Here is an 18,126-nt window from a genome sequence, read left to right as displayed (position 1 = left end):
CGGGGAGATTGCGATCCTCCGGGAAGGGAACCATTCGGTCATGGCGCGAGTCCTGCTCATCGACGACGACGCGGAGATCCGTGAGACCACCGCCATCCGCCTGCAGATCGGCGGCCATCACGTGATCTCCGCGGCGAGCCCGCAGGAGGCGCTGGACGTGGCCGAGGCCCAGCCCCACTTCGACGTGGCCGTGCTGGACCTGCACCTGCCGAAGGTGGACGGCGACGAACTACTGGACCTGCTGCGCAGGCACGCCGCGACGGCGGACCTGCCGGTGGTCTTCTACAGCGCGAACGCCCCGCACGCCACGTCCGTGCACGGGCTGTCCCTGGCGGACACGAGGCTGACGAGGGGCCGCTCCCTCAACAGCCTCCTCGCCACGATCAGCTGCCTGTCGAACTGAGGTCAGGGTCAAGAGCATCCGGGCTCGGGTCCGCGTCAGCGCCGGACCGTTGCTCCCGCCAGAAATCCTGGCCTCCGCGGCGCAAGACCGCACCAGGTCCTCCCGGCGCGGATATGTCGGGCGCTCCGCGCCGCGACATATCCGACATTTCGTATATGCGCGCAGTGTGATGGTCGGGGGGCTCTGATGGGCATGTGCAGCGCGTGGCCCGTCATCCGTTGCGAGTGAGCGAAACCCGCGTTTTCGCAGGTCATGCGGGGGTAGGCTTCCCACCGGGCGCGGCGCCGCGGCAGAGCGGCGACAGGGATGGGGCGCCACGGGGGGCACCGGAACACCGCGCCGACCGAAGGGGGTGTCCGCTTGATGCGGATCGATGTGCGGATCGCATGCGAAGCCTGGCTGAGGGAAGGGGACGGCCATGTGGCCGCCTGAGCACGAGCGGTTCGCGGACCGTACGGCCGCCGGACACATGCTCGGAGACGCCGTCGCGGAGCACCTGCGCGCACGGGCGACCACGACGGAGAAGCAGCCGCTGGTGCTGGCCCTGCCCAAGGGCGGCGTACCCGTGGCCGTGGCCGTGGCCGACGCCATCGGCGCCGAGTTCGACCTCGTGATCTCCCGCAAGATCGGCCTGCCCTGGCAGTCCGATCACGGGGTCGGGGCGATCGCCGAGAACGGGCCCGCCGTGTTCGACCTCAGTGCCGTGGCCGCGGTCGGCCTCACCGTCAGCGACCTCTCGCCGGCCGTGCAGCGCGAGCGCGTGGAGCTGCGGCGGCGGCAGGAGCGCTACCGGGGCTCGCGGCCCGCGCCCGACGTCACCGGCCGCGTGGTCGTGGTCGTGGACGACGGGCTCGCGACGGGCGTGACGGCCCGGGCCGCCGTGCGCGCGCTCAAGGTCGGCCGGCCCGACCACCTGATCTTCGCCGCGCCCGTCTGCGCGGCCGAGTCGGTTGACCTGCTCGCCACCGACGTCGACGCGGTCATCGACATCCACAGCCCGCGCGAGTTCCACGCGCTGGGCCTGTACTACCACGACTTCGCCCCGCTGACGGACTCCCACGTCCTGCAGATGTGCACCCAGATGTGGAGCGAGAGCCGGATTCCCACGACGGTGTAGCAACGCCCCTGCGCGATCCCGGTGCCAGTTCGTTCTCGGCACCGGGATCGCGGTGTTTATAACGCCTGGGGTGGGTAGAGCATCACCCCATGAGGGCGGAAGACCTGCGGGCTCGCGTAGAGCGCCGGGGTGACGCCACGGTGGTACGCCTCGACGGCGTGCTGGGCGTGGACAGCTCCCCGGCCCTGCGCTCGACGGTGCTCGCCTGCCTCGCCACCGAGCCGTCCGTGATCGTGCTCGACGTGGCCGACCTGCGCCACGACGACGACGTGGCGCTGACCGTGCTGCCGGCCCTGGCCCAGCACGCCGCCGCCTGGCCGGGCAGCGCCCTGACGCTGGCCGCGGCGAGCCCACCGCTGGCCTCGGCGCTGGATCGCATGGCGGTGGCGCGGCGCATGCCGATGTACCCGACCGCCGACGCCGCCCTGGCCGCCCACGCGCTCCTGGCGCCACCGGTACGCGACGCCGGTCCCGGGCCGGATCCCGCCGGGCACCCGGGCGCCGCTCCCGGTCGCGTCGGCGGCCACCCCGTCTACGCCACCGCCCCGCTCGCCGCCACCGTCGGCCGGACGGCCCGCGCGACCGGCAAGGGCGCGGAGGCGGACGACCCGGTCGGCACCCGCGTGCGGGTCGTGCTCCCGCCGCTGCCGGACGCCACCGGGGCCGCCCGCCACCTGGTGGGCCGGGCGTGCGTGCGCTGGGGCTTCGAGCGGGTGCGCGACGTCGCCGAGCTGGTGGTGACCGAGCTGGTCAGCAACGTCCTGCGCCACGCCCGCACCGACATGGAGGTCGTCGCCGCGCGCGATCGCGGCCGCCTGCACATCTCGGTGCGCGACCACAGCAGCGCCCTGCCCCGCCTCGGCGGCCGCCCGTCCGCGCCCGAGGACAAGTATGCGGACGACGGCGGCGACACGCATTCACGCGCCGACGGGGACGGGGGCCCGGGTGCGCATTCCTCCGCGGCGGGGGTTGCGCATTCGAGGACGGAAGGGGATCGGCCCTCGCCCGTGCGGGAGAGCGTATGGCCGACGGGTGAAATGTTGCGCGAGGATGGGCGGGGGCTGCTCGTCATCAGCGCGCTCACGCGGTGCTGGGGCTGCATTCCGGTGCCCGGCGGAAAGGTGGTTTGGGCGACCGTCGCCAATTGAAAAGCTCACCCGCGAACTCATCCGGCGACGCTGAATTTGCGCCGGAAATGGTGTCTACAGTGATCCGGAAAGCAAATCCGCCTAAAGAGCAGGGGGAGTCTCCGCCATGGAGACAATGCCTACGGATTCGGTACTCGAACTGGACACCTGGCGGAATGGCGAGGACGAGATTCTGCGTCCGTCCGGGGTCCTCGACTATTCGGCGAGCGTCGGCCTGCGGGTCGCGCTCGCGCGGCGGCTCGACGAGGGCCAGCGCAGCCTCACCGTGGACCTGTCGCGACTGCGGCTGCTCGACTGCGCGGCGGCGGACACGCTGCTGCGGGCGCAGACCGATGCCCAGGAGCGAGGCGGCGCGCTGCGGGCTCCGGGGGCGTCGGACCTGGTGCTGGACGTCCTCGAGATCATCGGGGCGGCGAAGCAGCTGCGCGCGTACGACGACCCGCCGCCCGGTGCGCCGCCGGTCCCCGAGGCGGACAAGCCCGACGACGCCGAGCCACCGAGCCAGTGGACCACCGTCAACGAGCTGCTGCGCCAGGCCGCGGCGCTGGACCGGTCCGACCCCCGGCGGGGCGCGCTGCGGGACCGGGCGGTCGCGCACAGCCTGCCGCTGGCCGACCGGCTGGCCCGGCGCTTCCACGGGATGGGGGAGTCGCCGGCCGACCTGAGCCAGGTGGCGGCGCTCGGGCTGATGAAGGCGATCGAGGGCTTCGACCCGGACTACGGCACCGACTTCGGCGGCTACGCGACGCCGACGATCGTGGGTGAGCTCAAACGGTACTTCCGGGACAAGGGCTGGGGCGTCCACGTTCCCCGCCGCCTGCAGGAGCTGCGCATCGAGATCAACCGCGTGCGCGACTCGCTCGGACAGCGCCTCGGCCGCTCGCCGACGCCCAAGGACGTCGCCGACCACCTCGGGATCGACGAGGACCAGGTGCTCGAGGCGCTGGTGGCCTCGTCGGCGTACCGTCCGGTGTCGCTCTTCGCCCCGCTGGGTGGCGACGACGACGCGGGCACCCTGGCCGACGTCCTGGGAGACGACGACCGGGACATCGACGGCGTCGAGTTCCGCCAGGCCGTGAAGCCGCTCATCGCGCGCCTGCCGGAACGCGAGCGCCGGATCTTGTCGCTGCGGTTCTACGGCAACCGGACCCAGGCCCAGATCGCGGCCGACCTGGGCATCTCCCAGATGCACGTGTCGCGCCTGCTGAGCCGCACCTTGGACGGCCTGCGCCGCGCTCTCCTGGACGGCTGAGGCGCGCCCTGCGTGTGACGGCCGGCACACGTGTGATCGCTGATGCGGGAGGCGAAAAGGTTGAGATGATCGCGGCACGGGTAGTACGCCCCCCGGTTCGACGAAGGGGGAGCCGTGACAGACCTCCACACCGTGGAGTTCGCCGCCGTGCTGCGCCAGTTGACCGCCCGACTCATCGCGAGCGACGATCTCGAGGAGGCACTGGAGGACCTCGTGGAGACCGCCGCCGACCTGGTCGACGGGGCGGCCTGGTGCGCGGTCACGCTGGTCCGCTCGGGCGGGCCGTCCACCGCGGCGGCCTCGTCGGGGTTGCCGGAGGCGTTGCTCGACAGTCAGTACGACAGCGGCTCTGGTCCCTCGATGGAGGCGATCCGCTCTCGGGACATCACACTCAGTGACGACCTGGCCGCGGAGGAGCGCTGGCCGCAGTGGCGCCCGCGGGCCCTCGAGGCGGGGGTGAAGGCCGTCCTCGCGGTGCCGGTCGACATCGACTCGCACGCGATCGGGGCGCTCACCGTGTACGCCTCCGAGCCCGGCCGGTTCACCGCCGACATCGGGCTCACCGCGATGCTCGTGGCGGAGCACGCCGGCCTGCTGCTGTCGGCCGTGCTCGACCGCGGCCGCCGCGCGGACGTGCAGGCGCAGCTCACCTCGGCGCTCACGGAGGCACTCACCGACGGCGAGACGGTCAACCGCGCCGTGGGGATCATGATGGTCCAGCGCGCGTGCTCGGCCGAGGCCGCGCTCGACGTGCTGCGCGGTACCTCGGCCCGGCTCGGCCTGCCTCTGACGACGGTGGCGGAGCGCCTGGTGCAGACCGTCGAGCAGCGGGTGAGCTCCTAGGAGACTGGCCGTCAGACCGTCAGCGTCCAGCTGTCGAGCGTCCCGGCCCCGCCCTTCGCGGTGTCCCGGACGCGCACCTTCCAGATGCCGTTGCGGTTGTACTTGCTGAGGTTCACCGTGTAGACGGCGTTGAGCCCGGCGGCCTTGTCGCGCTTGTTCGCGCTCTTGAGCTTCTTCACCGAGCCGTTGGGCGCGATCAGCTCGACGGTCAGATCGCCGCGCTTCGGGTACGCCACGTGGATCTCGACCTTCGAGGTCCTGGCGGCCTTGCCGCCGCAGCTCGCGATGGCCACGACCGAGAGCGCGGTGCCGCGGTCGCGCAGCGCGACGTCGGTGCCGTTGGAGGCGACGTTGCAGGGCTGGGCCGGCGTCGTGGTGACCGGGGTCGTCGGGACGGGGGCCGTGACGGGGGTCGTCGGGACGGGAGCCGCGGTGACCGGGGTGCTCTCGGGCTGCGAGGCGACGGCCGTGATAGCGGCGGTGTCGAGCAGGCGGTTCGGGGAGCCGGAGCCCGCGTTCGCGACGACGCCGTTCGTCGCGCCGGCCACGAGGGCGTCGCGCACCTCGGACGGGGTCGCCGTCGGGTTGGCCGAGAGGTAGAGCGCGGCCGCGCCGGCCACGTGCGGGGTGGCCATCGAGGTGCCGCTCATGACCGTGGTACCGGTGTCGGAGGCGTTGCTCGAACTGGTGATGGACACGCCGGGGGCGAAGATGTCCAGGCACGAGCCGTAGTTCGAGAACGATGCGCGGGTGTCGGTCTGGTCGGTCGCGCCGACCGTGATGGCGTCGGCGGTGCGGGCCGGGGACATCGTGCAGGCGTCGGTGTTCGCGTTGCCGGCCGCGACCGCGTACGTGATGCCGGAGGCGATCGAGTCGCGCACGGCCTGGTCGACCGAGCCGTCCGCGTCGCCGCCGAGGCTCATGTTCACCACGGCCGGCTTCTGGGCGTTGGCGGTGATCCAGTCGATGCCCGCGATGATGCCGGAGTAGCTGCCGGAGCCGTCGCAGCCGAGGACGCGGACGGCGACGAGCTTGACGTCCTTGGCCACGCCGTACGTGGTGCCGCCGACGGTGCCGGCCACGTGGGTGCCGTGGCCCTGGCAGTCGCTCGCGTCCGTGTCGTTGTCGACGAAGTCGTAGCCGGAGCGCGCCCGGCCGGCGAACTGCGAGTGGGTCAGGCGCACGCCGGTGTCGAGGATGTACGCGGTCACGTTCGAGGCGGTGTTCGCGTACGTGTACGTGCCGTCCAGCGGCCGGTTCGGCTGGTCGATGCGGTCGAGGCCCCACGGGGCGCCCGGCTCGCTGCCCTCGATGCTCACCGTCTTGTCCTGCTGCACGTAGTCGACGAGCGGGTTGGCCGCCAGTCGCTTCGCCGCCTTCTCCGTCAGCTGCGCCGAGAAGCCCTTGAGCGTCCTGCTGAAGGAGCGGCGCACCCGGCCGCCGAACTGCTCGGCCAGGCGGTTCGCGGCGGCCGCGGTGCCGTCGGCGGCCACGGAGTCCTTGAACACCACGATGTACCGGTCCCGGATCGAGCCGGCCTCGTTCGCGCCGAGGATCGTGCCCTCGGGCGCGGCCAGCGCGGGCGTGCCGGCCCCGAGCAGCCCAGCGGTCGCGGCGGCCGCGATCAGGGACGTACGGAGGAACGCTCGCATGATGCCGGATCTCCCATCAGATGACGCCGAACTGGTGCTGTTCAAGATTCGGCAGTCACAGGTGCACGGGCAGGTCGCCGATCGTTGCCGTGGGGTTGCGGGAGAGACTGGGGGGCATGGAGGACTCGCTGGCGGTGTTCGACATCGATGGGGTGGTCGCCGATGTGCGGCACCGGCTGAAGTACCTGGACGGCCGCCCGAAGGACTGGGACCGTTTCTTCGCCGCGGCGGACCGCGATCCGGTGCTCGCCCAGGGCGTCGAGCTGGCCCGCTCCTACGCCGAGTCGCACGTGCTCGTGTGGCTCACCGGGCGGCCCGAATACCTGCGCGACCTCACCACGGCGTGGCTGCGCGCCGCCGACCTGCCGGCCGAGCTGCTGTTCATGCGCCCGGCGAACGACCGCCGCCCGGCCCGCGACTTCAAGGCCCGTCAGCTCGGGCGGATGAAGCGGGAGTCGGCGGTCGCGGTCGTGGTCGACGACGATCCGGCGGTGGTGGCGCGGCTGCGAGGGCTCGGCTACGTGGTGCGGCTGGCCGACTGGGTCCCGCACTCCTCCACGCTGCAGAGCGCCCAGGAAAATGAGGGTCGCACCTGAGCCCGGCGCCCTACCATCGACGGCACGATGCCGAAGCGGAACGACCCCCGACTCGTCCGGCTCGACGAGGCCTGGACCACGCTGCCCAACCCCTATGACGTCCCGGTCGAGATCTGCGCCGCGCCGGATGTGCCGATCGAGCCCGCCGCGGTGGACGAGCTCCTCACCGTCCTGGAGACCCAGCGCACCCTCGAGGCGCTGTCGCCGGAGGCCCGCATCGAGCGGGTGGTCTGCACGCCCGACTTCCACAAGGGCGCCGGCATCCCGATCGGCACGGTGCTGCAGACCCGCGGCGCCCTGGTGCCGCAGGCCGTCGGCAACGACATCAACTGCGGCATGCGGGTCGAGGCCACTTCACTGAGCGTCGATGAGGTCCGGCCCCGGCTGGACGAGCTCGAGCGCCGGCTGCGGCACCTGTTCTTCGAGGGCGGCCGGCGCATCGGGCTCACTCCCGACCAGCGCGCGGGGCTGCTCACGGCCGGGCTGCCGGGGCTGCTCGCGCACGGCGAGCTCGACACCCCGGTGCGCCACACCGTCCGCGACAGCGACCGGCTGCACGCGAGCGGCTTCCCGGCCCAGCACGCCGAGGAGTTCGCGGACTGGGTGCGAAGTGGCGGCGGGACCAGCTACGACTCCATCATCGGCGGGGTCGGGGGCGGCAACCACTTCGCGGAGCTGCAGTACGTCGCCGCGGTCCACGACGGCCCGACCGCCTACGCGTGGGGCCTCGCGCCCGGCCGGGTGGTCACGATGGTGCACAGCGGCTCGCTCTCCCTGGGCCATCAGGCCGGGGCGACGGGGCGGGACCTGGCGCGCAAGGCGTGGCCGTCCGGCCTGCCCCAGCCCGCGAACGGGATCCGGCCGATGCTGCTGGACGACTCGACGGAGCGGATGCGGCGGCGGTACCTCACCAGCTTCGCGAACGCCGCGAACTTCGCGGTCGGCAACCGGTACTTCCTCAGCCTCATGATGCGCGCCGGGCTGACCGGTGCCGTCGGCGAACTCGACGCCCGGCTCGTGTACGACGCCCCGCACAACCTGATGTGGCCCGGCGACGAGACCGTGCTGCACCGCAAGGGCGCGACGCCGGCGGGGCGGTCCGGCGACGGGTGGGGCGAGCCCGTCATCGTCCCCGGCTCGATGGGCGCGCCCAGCTACCTGCTGCGGGGCCTGGGCAACGAGCGCGCGCTCGGCAGCGCCTGCCATGGCGCCGGGCGCAGCGTCCCGCGCGGCGCGGCGGCCCGGGGCAGCGACGCGGAGCTCGACGCCTTCCTGCGCGAGTTCCGCGTGGTGACCCCGCTCAACCATCGCGATCCGGCGGTGGCGACGCGGCGGGACATCATCGCGGCGTGGCGGCGCGACCTGAAGCAGGAGGCGCCGTGGGCGTACAAGGAGGTGCTCCCGGTCGTGGACAGCCTGCGCACCGCGGGCGTCGCCGAGCCCGTCGTGCAGCTGCGGCCCCTGCTGACCGTGAAGGGCTAGACGGTCACGGCGGTCTGCGCGTCGAGGAACTCGGCGAGCGCCGGGGCCGGCAGCGGGCGGGCGAACAGGAAGCCCTGGGCGAGCGCGCAGCCCAGCTCCCGCAGCACCGCGGCCTGGCCCCGGGTCTCGACGCCCTCGGCGACGGGGGACAGGTACATGCTGCGCGCCAGCTCCACGACCGCGCGGAACAGCGCCTTGTCCTGCCGCTCCTCGATGCGGTGCACGAAGGCCCGGTCGATCTTGAGCACGTCCAGCGGCAGCGTGCGCAGGTAGGCCAGCGACGAGTAGCCGGTGCCGAAGTCGTCGATGGCGATGCGGATGCCGAACGCGCGCAGCCGGGCGAGGCGGCGGCTCACCTCCGCGGTCTCCTCCAGCGACGCGGTCACGAGCACCGTCTCGGTGATCTCGAGGACCAGCGCGGCGCCGGGCAGGCCGGTGCGCCTGAGCACGGCCAGCACCTCGTCGGCGAAGGCGGGGTTGCGCAGCTGGCGGCCGGAGACGTTCACGGTCACCGAGATGCCGTGCTCGTCGTGCCAGGCCTTGGCGTCGGTGCACGCCTGCTCCAGCACCCACGCGCCCAGTTTGCCGATGAGCCCGATCTCCTCGGCGACGGGCACGAAGACGGCGGGGGAGACCGGGGTCCCGTCCGGCGTGGTGAAGCGCAGCAGCGCCTCGACGGCGGTGACGCGGGTGGTGTGCACGTCGACCACCGGCTGGTAGTGCATCACGAAGCCGGTGCCGGCCTCGACCGCGGCGCGCAGCTGGTCGGCGAGCAGGGTGTGGGCGACGTGGGCCTCGCGCAGCGCGGGGTGGTAGCGCACGGCCCGGTTGCGTCCGGCCTCCTTGGCCGCGTAGAGGGCGATGTCGGCGCTCTGCAGGGCCTCGCCGGTGGAGACGGGGTGCCCGGAGTACACGCCGATGCTGGCGCTGATCCGCTGCTCGCGCCCGGCGACGCGGTAGGGCAGCGCGAGCTCGCGCACGAGCGCGGCGGCGATGTCGTCCAGCGTCTCCGGCGGGCAGATGACCGCGAACTCGTCGCCGCCGAGGCGGGCCAGCAGCGAGGCGGGGCCGGCGCTCGCCCGCAGCCGCTCGCTCGCGGTCAGCAGCAGCTCGTCGCCGGCCGGGTGGCCGAGGGTGTCGTTGACGTCCTTGAACCCGTCTAGGTCGATGATGAGCAGCCCGATCTCGCGGTGGGTGTCGAGGTCCTCCTGCAGGCTGCTGCGGAACAGCTCGCGGTTGGCCAGTCCGGTGAGCACGTCGTGCTGGGCCCGGAAGGCGAGCTCCTGCTGCAACTGCACGCGGTCGCGCAGGGCGCGGCCGAGGCGCAGCACCATCGAGACCATCAGCGCGCCGGTGAGCACGGCGGGCACCAGCGCGTGCCGCCACGGGTCGACGCCTCGGCGCAGCACCAGGTCGGCGACGAGGAGCCCGGGGCCGAGCAGCGCCAGGGCGATGAAGCCGGCGATCGGCGTACCGTAATCGCCTCGGCTCTTGCGGGCGCGCAGCAGGGCGTGGCCGGCGTCGGCGTGCAGGGCCGCGGCGGCGAACAGCAGCGCCCAGGTGAGCCAGCCGACCGCGGCGAAGGAGCTGATCACGACCGTGCCGCGGCCGGCGACGTACTTGACGACGTAGAACGCGTCCGAGCACACCATCACCCCGGCCGAGGCGAGCACGAGCCCGGCGACCGTGCCCCGGCGCACCGCGAGCGCGACGCGCAGCAGCAGCGCGACGGTCACCAGGTCGCTCACGGCGATCAGGCTCACGCCGAAGGCGTCGAGGGGCTTCAGACCGCTGCGGTGCAGCAGGGGATAGAGCACGAAGATCCAGGTCAGCTGGGCGATCCCGAGCAGGATGATGCTCGCGTCGAGGATGCGCGTCGAGGACCACGGGCGCAGCCGGCGGGCGACGAGCCACAGGCCGGCGGCGGTGAGGGGGTAGCAGAGGAAGTACCCGGCCCCGAGCTCCTCCGGCGCGCCGGGCACGACGCTGAGCAGCAGGGTGCTCGTCGCCGAGGCCACGATGCCGCAGAACATGAGCCACCACGCCGCCCGCGGCTCGGGCCGTCGGCGGCGCAGGGCGACGGCGGCCACGACGACGCAGCCGAGCAGGGACGCGAGGTTCAGCACGCCTTTGCCGCTCGGCGAGATGAGCGCCGCGACCGCGGCGAGCGCCGCGGCACCGCCGAGGAACCAGAGCCAGATTCGCACACCATCATTCAGCGGGACGGGTGGTGCAGCCCGGTTGCGCGACGGGGTGCAAGGCGGATCAGCGCTGCCGCGGCGGGATCCGCTTCCGATGCGACATCTCGTGCGCCTTCTCCGATCCCGAAACCACCGCCTCTGGGCCGCCGCCGACCTCGTCTCCGTGACCGGCACGTGGACGAAGGTCCTCGGGGTCAACTCGGTCGGTTCGGCGGCATGGTGGCCGGTCCCGCGCTGCTCGGCGAGGCGCTGGCCGACGGGTCGCTGATCAGCTCGACGGGCCGCATCATCGGCATGAGCGCCGGTGGCGTGGTCGCCGCGGCCGCCGGCCCGGCCGTGCTCTTCATTGCCAACGCGGTGAGCTTCGCGGCCGTGATCGCCGCGCTGCTGGCGATGCACCTCCTCCCTGCACGAGCTGGCGACCGCGGCCCCGGCCGGGCGGGGCGCGGTGCGTGCCGGCTTGCGCTACCTCGCCACCCAGCCCGCGGTGCTCGTCACCCTGGGCGTGGCCTTCGTGCTCGGCAGCGCCAGCCTGGACTGCGCGATGCCGGCCGCAACTACCAGGTCACTATGGCGGCCATGAGCTTCGGTCCGCTGTCGGGCGGTCCGGCCGGATACGGTGTCCTGCCGACGGTCTTCGCCGCCGGGACCGTGCTCGGCGCGCTCGCCGCCGGCCGCTTCCGCGAGCTGCGCCACCGGCTGCTCATCGGGGCCGGGCTGGTCGCCGGCGTGCTGCGGATGGTCGCCGGGGCCGCGCCTTCGCTGTGGTCGTTCGCGGCCGTGCCGGTGCCGATCGCGGCCGCCGCCGTCATCGTGGACACCACCGTCTCGACCCGCTTGCCGCTCGACACCCGCGAGGACATGCGCGGCTGGGTGCTCGCCGCGGCGGGGTGGTCTCGGCGCCGGGCGGGATCGGCGTGCTGGCCCGCGCGGCGGGCGCGGTCTACCCGCTCGGCCGCTGGCCTTCCGGGGCTCCGCGCTGACCCGATAGGGCGCGGTCTGCCTGCTCGGCCGCCGGCCTTCCGAGGCGCCCGCGCTGACCCGATAGGCGGCATATAGTGCGTTTATGACGATCCGCCGGCTGGTGCCGGCCCTTGCGGTGCTCGTGGTGCTGTCGGGGCTGGCGGCGGGCGGAGCGGCGGCATGGAGCTGGGTGGGGCGCACCCGCGAGATCCGCGCCGCCCAGCACCGGCTCTCCCAGGACCTCGACGCGCGCTGGGCCGCCGACCGCCCCGCGGCCGCCACCGGCCCGGTCGCGCGGCTGCACCTGCCCACGCTGCGGCTCGACCTCGTGGTGCTCGGCGGCGCGGGCGGACACGACCGCGACCGCGGCCCCGCGCTCGTCCCGGGCACGGCGGCGATCGGCGCCGCGGGCAACACCGGCGTCGCGGGCGAGCGGCGGCCGGGCGTGTTCTGGGACCTCGACCGGCTCGGGATCGGCGATCCGGTGGTGCTCGAGACGCGGGAGAGCTGGTTCGTGTACCGCGTGATCGAGGCCCGCGTCGTGCGCCCCGACGACGGCACGGCGCTCGCCCCGCCGCCGCCCGGCGCCGGGCCGCTGCTGACCCTGGTGACGCCCGAGCCGCGGCTGAGCACCGCCCGCCGCCTGATCCGCCAGGCGACGCTCGTGCGCCGCGATGCGCGCGGCGGGCCCCGCCCGACCGAACTGGCCTGAATCTCCTTTACCGGCCATCTCGGGTGCCGATTGGCCCAGTGGGTCCGAGCCGAGTGGTTCGTCCCGATGCGTGTCGTGTCCCCGGGACGGGGTCGAAAGGAGCGCCTGGCCGTGAGCGAGTTGGGTGACATTGTCCAGGAGTTCCTCGTGGAGTCCCACGAGAACCTCGACCAGCTGGACCGAGACCTGGTCGCGCTCGAGGCCCAGCCGGGCTCGCGCGACCTGCTCTCCTCGATCTTCCGGACGATTCACACGATCAAGGGCACCTCGGGGTTCCTGGCGTTCAACCGCCTGGAGAAGGTGACCCACGTCGGCGAGTCCCTGCTGTCCCGCCTGCGCGACGGCGCCCAGGGCATGACCCCGGCCACCACCGACGCCCTGCTGCGCATGGTCGACACGGTGCGCGGGCTGCTCTCCGAGATCGAGGAGAACGGCCAGGAGCTGCCCGGCGACGACTCCGAGGTGGTCGCGGCGGTCAACGCCTGCATCACCGACGACTCGGCCAAGGCCGCGGCTCCCGCCGCGGCCAAGCCGGCCGCCCCGGCACCGGCCGCGGCCCCCGCGCCCGAGCCGGTCGCCGCCGAGGTCGCCGCCCCCGAGCCCGTCGCGGAGGTCGTGGTCGTCGAGCCGCCGGCCGAGGTGGTCGTCGTCCAGCCGGTCGTCGCGGTGATCGAGACCCCGGCCGCGGCGCCGCCCCCGCCCCCGCCCGCCGCCGAGAAGCCCGCCGCCGAGAAGCCCGCCGCCGAGCCGCCCGCCGCCCGGCCCGCACCGCCCGCCGCCGCCCGCCCCGCCCCGCCCGCGGCCGCCCCGCCCGCGCCCCCGGCCCCGCCCGCCGCGGGCAAGGGCCCCGGCGAGCCCGGCGAGGAGCCGGCCTCCCGCCGCAGCGTCGCCGACCAGTCCATCCGCGTCGACGTCGACCTGCTCGACAAGCTCATGAACCTGGTCGGCGAGCTGGTGCTGACCCGCAACCAGCTCGTCCGCGCGATCGGCACCGTCTCCGACCCCGGCATGACCCGCACCGGCCAGCGGCTCAACCTCATCACCTCCGAGCTGCAGGAGTCGGTGATGAAGACCCGCATGCAGGCGATCGACCACATCTGGTCGAAGCTGCCGCGGGTCGTGCGCGACCTCTCCTCGACCTTCGGCAAGCAGATCCGCCTGGCCCAGGAGGGCAAGGAGACCGAGCTCGACCGGTCGCTGCTGGAGGCGGTGAAGGACCCGCTGACCCACCTCGTGCGCAACGCCGTCGACCACGGCATCGAGACGCCCGCCGAGCGCGTCGCGGCCGGCAAGCCGGCCGAGGGGACGCTGACCCTGCGCGCGTACCACGAGGGCGGCCACGTCATCGTCGAGGTCCGCGACGACGGCTCCGGCATCGACCCGGACAAGATCGCGCGGATCGCCGTGGAGAAGGGCATCGTCTCGCGCGACCAGCTCGCCACGATGGACCGGCGCGAAATCCTCGCCCTGGTCTTCAAGCCCGGCTTCTCCACCGCCAAGGCGGTCACGAACGTCTCCGGCCGCGGCGTCGGCATGGACGTGGTGAAGACGAACATCGAGCGCATCGGCGGCGCCGTCGACGTCGACTCGGTCGTCGGCCAGGGCACCACCTGGCGGCTCACGATCCCGCTGACGCTGGCCATCATCCAGGCGCTCACCATCGAGTGCGGGCACGAGCGGTACGTCATCCCGCAGGTCGCCGTGCACGAGCTCGTCTACCTCGACGGGCAGTCGGGCCGGGTGGTCGAGCACGCGATGGGCGCGCCGGTGTACCGCCTGCGGGGCAAGCTGCTGCCGCTGGTCTACCTCGACGACACGCTCGGCCTGGCCCGCGACGGCGAGCACGACACCGACGTGTACGTCGCCGTGCTGCAGGCCGAGGGCAAGCGCTTCGGCCTCGTCGTGGACCGGGTGCTCAACACCGAGGAGGTCGTGGTCAAGCCGCTGACCTCGCGGTTCAAGGACATCGGGGTCTACGCGGGGGCGACGCTGCTCGGCGACGGCCGGGTCGCGCTCATCCTCGACGTCGCCTCGCTGGCCCGCCGCGCCCACCTGGCCGCCAGCGGCGAGCGGGAGAGCGCCGACACGACCGTGCGCCGCGGCGGGGGCAACGCCGACCGGCTGCTCATCGCCGGCGTCGGCGACCGGCGCGTGGCCATCCCGCTGGACATGGTCACCCGGCTGGAGGAGTTCCCGGTCGAGCGCATCGAGCGCACCGGCAGCCGGGAGGTCGTGCAGTACCGCGACCAGATCCTGCCCGTCCTGCGCCTCTCGCACCTGCTGGGCGCCTACGAGACCGAGCCCGGCCCGACGGTCCCGGTGGTCGTCTACACCGAGAACGGCCGCTCGGTGGCGCTCGCGGTCGAGAAGATCATCGACATCGTCGAGGAGGGGCTCGACGACTCCAAGCGCGACTTCGGCGACGACGGGCTGCTCGGCTCGGCCGTCATCCAGCAGCGCGTCACCGAGCTGCTGGACGTGCGGCGGGCCATCCTCGCCGCCGACCCGCTGTTCCACACGTCGATGGACCCGTACGAGCACGACCCCTACCAAACCGGTACCGAGGCCGACTACACCTACCAGCCCGCCGGAGCCTGAGCCATGGCCAGCCGTCAGTACGCCACCTTCGAGGTCGCCGACCAGCTCTTCGGCCTCGACGTCGCCAAGGTCCAGGAGGTCCTCTCCTTCGACCAGTACACCCCCGTCCCGCTGGCCCCGGAGTCCGTGGGCGGCCTGTTCAACCTGCGCGGCCAGGTCATCGCCGCGGTGGACCTGCGCGTCCAGCTCGGCCTGCCGCCGCGCACGAAGAGCGCCGAGCCGGCGATGAACGTCATCGTCAAGACCGACGAGGAGTCCGTGTCGCTGCTCGTGGACCGCATCGGCGAGGTCGTGACGCTGCAGGACGACACGTTCGAGCCGCCGCCGGACACCCTGCAGGGCCGCGCGCGGCAGCTGATCACCGGCGCGTTCAAGCTCGACGGGCGGCTGCTGCTCGCCCTGGACACGCAGAAGGCCGTCAACACCAACCCGCCCGGCACCAACCGCGAGGAATAAGTCATGAGTGGTACGGAGCGCAGCGGAGTCGCCGCTCATCAGGAATGCAGGGCTGAGCTCGGGCCGGCGCCGGAGCTTGCGGAGGTGTCGGCATGAGCTGGTTCACGAATCGCAGTGTGCGGGCCAAGGTGCTCGCCGCGATCGCGGTTGGCGGCGTCGTCACCATCGTCATCACGTTCTTCGGCCTCAGCTCCCTGAGCAACGCCAACGCCACCATGCGGCAGTTCACCGCGAAGAACAGGCAGTTCGTGGCCCTGTCGCAGATGCGCCAGGCGCTCACCGACATCGTCGGTGCGCTCAACCCCGACCAGCAGAAGGCCGCCGACACCGAGCTCGCGGACGCGATCGCCCGCTACCGCCAGGGCGCCCCGGCCGATCGCGACGACGAGCTCACCACCATCGAGAACGCGCTGCAGGCCTACCGCCAGGTGCGCGACACCGTCGCCGCGCAGGCCGTCGCCGGCGGGCGCATCGACCAGTACGTGACCATCATGGCCGCGCAGGCCCAGCCGCAGCTGACGAAGGCCAAGGACGCCATCGGCCGCATGCAGGACGAGGACATCGCCGAGGCGATGGCGTGGCAGAACAGCGCCGACAGCGAATTCACGACCAGCCGCAACCTGATGATCGCGGCGGCGGTCGTCGGGCTGCTGGCCGCGTTCGGCATCGGGCTGTGGGTCACCGCGCTCGTCGTGGGGCCGCTGCGGCGCGTCTCCGACGTGCTCGGCGCGGTGGCCGACGGCGACCTGAGCACCAGGGTCGACGTGCGCTCGGCCGACGAGGTCGGGGTGATGGCCACGGCGCTGAACAAGGCCACCGACAGCATGCGCGAGACCGTGCAGACGATGGACCACACGGCCACCGCGCTGGCGGCGTCGGCCAACCAGCTCACCGGGGTCAGCGCGCAGATCGCCTCGGGCACCGGCGAGGCCAGCGACCAGGCCGGCGTCGTGGCACTCGCGGCCGAGGAGGTCTCGCGCAACGTGCAGACCGTCGCGGCCGGCGCCGACGAGATGGGCGTGTCGATCCGCGAGATCGCGCAGAACGCGAGCGAGGCGGCGAAGGTCGCCTCCCAGGCGGTCATGGCGGCCGAGTCGACGAACCAGGCCGTGAGCCGGCTGGGGGAGTCCTCCACCGAGATCGGCAACGTGGTCAAGGTGATCACCTCGATCGCCGAGCAGACGAACCTGCTCGCGCTCAACGCCACCATCGAGGCGGCCCGGGCCGGCGAGGCGGGCAAGGGCTTCGCGGTCGTCGCCAACGAGGTCAAGGAGCTCGCGCAGGAGACCGCGCGGGCCACCGAGGACATCTCCCGGCGGGTCGAGGCGATCCAGGCCGACACCACCGGCGCGGTCGCGGCGATCGGCGAGATCGGCCAGATCATCTCGCGGATCAACGACTACCAGCTCACCATCGCCTCGGCGGTGGAGGAGCAGACGGCGACCACGAACGAGATGAACCGCAGCGTGAGCGAGGCCGCGACCGGCTCCGCCGAGATCGCCACGAACGTCTCCACGGTGGCCGCGGCGACCCAGAACACGTCACGCAACGTAGCGGATGCACAGCGCGCCGCCTCCGATCTGTCCCGGATGTCGAGCGAAATGCGAGCCCTCGTGGCGCGGTTCCGCATTTGAACCTGCGGGGGTGGCAACGACGGGGGCGACGCTCGGTCATCTAGGCCGACGGCGCCCCCGGCCCTTTCGGTGGACAGACCCGGGTGCAGGTGCGTTGCAGACTAGTTGCATGTACAGCCTGGTTAGCGCCCCCGTTCTCGGCTTCGACCTCTCCCGCCTGCAGGGCGGATCGGCCGCGGCCGATGTGCTGCTCCGCAGCCTCACCCTTACGCAGGGTGACCTTCCGGCCATCGCCGCGGCTCGCTCCGACGACGACTGGGACCGCGTGGACCTGTGGCGCGACGTCGACGCCGCCGCCCAGGAGCGCCGGGCGAACGCCGCCGACGCCGGCACGCTGACCGTCATCGAGCGCGCCCCGCTGGGCACCCTCGACGGCCTGCTGCACTGCCTGCGCTACGACGTGCTCGACTGGACCTGGGGCAAGCGCCCCGGGCCGTCGGCCACCATGCCGGCCCCGCAGGCCCGCCTGCCCCGCCAGCGTCAGAGCCCGGTCGCCAGCAAGGCCACCGGCGTGCTCTCCGACGCCGCCGCGGCCGCCTACCTGCGCGAGCTGCTCTCCGACGACTCCCGCCGCCGGCTCTCGGCGCCGTTCACCTCCGCGGTGCGGGCCCTGCCCGAGCGCGAGCAGGACCTGGGCCCGCAGGCCGACGACGTGCGCCGGCTGCTCACCCGCGTCGGCACGCTCAGCCCGGCCGACATGCAGAGCCTGAACAAGGTCACCGACAGCGCCCGCCCCGGCCTGTCCGACTGGGCCCCCGCCGTGCACTCGGCCTCGTGGGCGGTCTTCCTCTCCGGCCGTGTCCGCTCCGGCGCCGCCGCGCAGCTGCTGCTGGTGCAGGCGCTGGACCGCTCCGGCGTGCCGGTCGCCGACCGCGCGGGCGGGGTGTGGAACCTGCTCAGCGGCGCGGTGCAGGCCCTCATGGTGCGCGACCTGCTCGACTCGGCCACCGCGCGGCGCCTGCTCGACCCCTACTTCACGGCCCTGGGCCCGCTCGCGGGCTAGTAACGCATCGCCACCCCGCCTCTGTCCGAATGCTCCGGGCAGAGGCGGTTCTTTTGGGAATTTCCC

At 73.2% G+C, this 18,126-nt stretch carries 15 protein-coding genes; 13 read left to right on the top strand and 2 right to left on the bottom strand.

The window, feature by feature from the left end:
* Positions 1-40: 40 nt before the first annotated feature.
* The 5 genes from ACQP1P_RS41850 to ACQP1P_RS41830 all read left to right on the top strand — a co-directional run bounded on the left by ACQP1P_RS41850 (position 41) and on the right by ACQP1P_RS41830 (position 4,763).
* A complete protein-coding gene (locus ACQP1P_RS41850) occupies positions 41-403 on the top strand; it encodes a response regulator (protein ID WP_433080044.1) in 363 nt (120 codons plus the stop codon).
* 418 nt (positions 404-821) lie between these two features.
* Positions 822-1,520, top strand: a complete 699-nt coding sequence (locus tag ACQP1P_RS41845; RefSeq protein ID WP_433080042.1) for a phosphoribosyltransferase — start codon at positions 822-824, stop codon at positions 1,518-1,520.
* Positions 1,521-1,609: 89 nt separating this feature from the next.
* Entirely contained in the window at positions 1,610-2,668 is a 1,059-nt protein-coding gene (locus tag ACQP1P_RS41840) for an ATP-binding protein (protein WP_433080040.1), read from the top strand.
* Positions 2,669-2,774: 106 nt separating this feature from the next.
* The gene (locus ACQP1P_RS41835; protein ID WP_433080038.1) at positions 2,775-3,920 is read left to right on the top strand and encodes a SigB/SigF/SigG family RNA polymerase sigma factor; all 1,146 of its coding nucleotides are present in this window, start codon (positions 2,775-2,777) and stop codon (positions 3,918-3,920) included.
* A 114-nt stretch (positions 3,921-4,034) separates the two neighbouring features.
* A complete protein-coding gene (locus ACQP1P_RS41830; RefSeq protein WP_433080036.1) occupies positions 4,035-4,763 on the top strand; it encodes a GAF and ANTAR domain-containing protein in 729 nt (242 codons plus the stop codon).
* A gap of 11 nt (positions 4,764-4,774) precedes the next feature.
* On the opposite strand, the gene ACQP1P_RS41825 is transcribed toward ACQP1P_RS41830, so the two are convergent.
* A complete protein-coding gene (locus ACQP1P_RS41825) occupies positions 4,775-6,415 on the bottom strand; it encodes a S8 family serine peptidase (protein WP_433080034.1) in 1,641 nt (546 codons plus the stop codon).
* Positions 6,416-6,531: 116 nt separating this feature from the next.
* Here ACQP1P_RS41825 and ACQP1P_RS41820 point away from each other — a divergent pair, with 116 nt between their 5' ends.
* Positions 6,532-7,011 (top strand): hypothetical protein, encoded by a 480-nt coding sequence (locus tag ACQP1P_RS41820; protein ID WP_433080032.1) that lies wholly within the window; start codon positions 6,532-6,534, stop codon positions 7,009-7,011.
* Positions 7,012-7,038: 27 nt separating this feature from the next.
* Positions 7,039-8,493, top strand: coding sequence for an RtcB family protein (locus tag ACQP1P_RS41815; protein WP_433080030.1), 1,455 nt, complete (start codon positions 7,039-7,041; stop codon positions 8,491-8,493).
* Here ACQP1P_RS41815 and ACQP1P_RS41810 read toward each other — a convergent pair.
* Positions 8,490-10,700: a putative bifunctional diguanylate cyclase/phosphodiesterase gene (locus tag ACQP1P_RS41810; protein ID WP_433080028.1), complete on the bottom strand. Its 2,211-nt coding sequence runs from the start codon at positions 10,698-10,700 to the stop codon at positions 8,490-8,492. The genes ACQP1P_RS41815 and ACQP1P_RS41810 overlap by 4 nt on opposite strands.
* A 210-nt stretch (positions 10,701-10,910) precedes the next feature.
* Here ACQP1P_RS41810 and ACQP1P_RS41805 point away from each other — a divergent pair, with 210 nt between their 5' ends.
* The 6 genes from ACQP1P_RS41805 to ACQP1P_RS41780 all read left to right on the top strand — a co-directional run bounded on the left by ACQP1P_RS41805 (position 10,911) and on the right by ACQP1P_RS41780 (position 18,060).
* Positions 10,911-11,753, top strand: coding sequence for a hypothetical protein (locus ACQP1P_RS41805; RefSeq protein ID WP_433080026.1), 843 nt, complete (start codon positions 10,911-10,913; stop codon positions 11,751-11,753).
* Positions 11,754-11,760: 7 nt separating this feature from the next.
* The gene (locus ACQP1P_RS41800) at positions 11,761-12,369 is read left to right on the top strand and encodes a class E sortase (RefSeq protein ID WP_433080024.1); all 609 of its coding nucleotides are present in this window, start codon (positions 11,761-11,763) and stop codon (positions 12,367-12,369) included.
* A gap of 111 nt (positions 12,370-12,480) precedes the next feature.
* The gene (locus ACQP1P_RS41795) at positions 12,481-14,967 is read left to right on the top strand and encodes a chemotaxis protein CheW (RefSeq protein WP_433080022.1); all 2,487 of its coding nucleotides are present in this window, start codon (positions 12,481-12,483) and stop codon (positions 14,965-14,967) included.
* A 3-nt stretch (positions 14,968-14,970) separates the two neighbouring features.
* On the top strand, positions 14,971-15,423 hold the full coding sequence (locus tag ACQP1P_RS41790) for a chemotaxis protein CheW (RefSeq protein WP_433080020.1): 453 nt from the start codon (positions 14,971-14,973) through the stop codon (positions 15,421-15,423).
* A gap of 92 nt (positions 15,424-15,515) precedes the next feature.
* Positions 15,516-17,057: a methyl-accepting chemotaxis protein gene (locus ACQP1P_RS41785; RefSeq protein ID WP_433080018.1), complete on the top strand. Its 1,542-nt coding sequence runs from the start codon at positions 15,516-15,518 to the stop codon at positions 17,055-17,057.
* A 109-nt stretch (positions 17,058-17,166) separates the two neighbouring features.
* The gene (locus ACQP1P_RS41780) at positions 17,167-18,060 is read left to right on the top strand and encodes a hypothetical protein (RefSeq protein ID WP_433080016.1); all 894 of its coding nucleotides are present in this window, start codon (positions 17,167-17,169) and stop codon (positions 18,058-18,060) included.
* Positions 18,061-18,126 lie beyond the last annotated feature (66 nt).

This window comes from Dactylosporangium sp. CA-052675, assembly GCF_050947935.1.
Lineage (GTDB): Bacteria > Actinomycetota > Actinomycetes > Mycobacteriales > Micromonosporaceae > Dactylosporangium.
Note: the sequence above shows the minus strand (reverse complement) of the source record. Positions and strands in the feature narration are given on the sequence as shown.

Bases quoted from the DNA above. Each gene is read 5' to 3' on its own strand.
- ACQP1P_RS41850 (WP_433080044.1), top strand. From the start codon at position 41: ATGGCGCGAGTCCTGCTCATCGACGACGACGCGGAGATCCGTGAGACC.
- ACQP1P_RS41845 (WP_433080042.1), top strand. From the start codon at position 822: ATGTGGCCGCCTGAGCACGAGCGGTTCGCGGACCGTACGGCCGCCGGA.
- ACQP1P_RS41840 (WP_433080040.1), top strand. From the start codon at position 1,610: ATGAGGGCGGAAGACCTGCGGGCTCGCGTAGAGCGCCGGGGTGACGCC.
- ACQP1P_RS41835 (WP_433080038.1), top strand. From the start codon at position 2,775: ATGGAGACAATGCCTACGGATTCGGTACTCGAACTGGACACCTGGCGG.
- ACQP1P_RS41825 (WP_433080034.1), bottom strand. From the start codon at position 6,415: ATGCGAGCGTTCCTCCGTACGTCCCTGATCGCGGCCGCCGCGACCGCT.
- ACQP1P_RS41820 (WP_433080032.1), top strand. From the start codon at position 6,532: ATGGAGGACTCGCTGGCGGTGTTCGACATCGATGGGGTGGTCGCCGAT.
- ACQP1P_RS41815 (WP_433080030.1), top strand. From the start codon at position 7,039: ATGCCGAAGCGGAACGACCCCCGACTCGTCCGGCTCGACGAGGCCTGG.
- ACQP1P_RS41805 (WP_433080026.1), top strand. From the start codon at position 10,911: ATGGTGGCCGGTCCCGCGCTGCTCGGCGAGGCGCTGGCCGACGGGTCG.
- ACQP1P_RS41800 (WP_433080024.1), top strand. From the start codon at position 11,761: ATGACGATCCGCCGGCTGGTGCCGGCCCTTGCGGTGCTCGTGGTGCTG.
- ACQP1P_RS41790 (WP_433080020.1), top strand. From the start codon at position 14,971: ATGGCCAGCCGTCAGTACGCCACCTTCGAGGTCGCCGACCAGCTCTTC.
- ACQP1P_RS41785 (WP_433080018.1), top strand. From the start codon at position 15,516: ATGAGCTGGTTCACGAATCGCAGTGTGCGGGCCAAGGTGCTCGCCGCG.
- ACQP1P_RS41780 (WP_433080016.1), top strand. From the start codon at position 17,167: ATGTACAGCCTGGTTAGCGCCCCCGTTCTCGGCTTCGACCTCTCCCGC.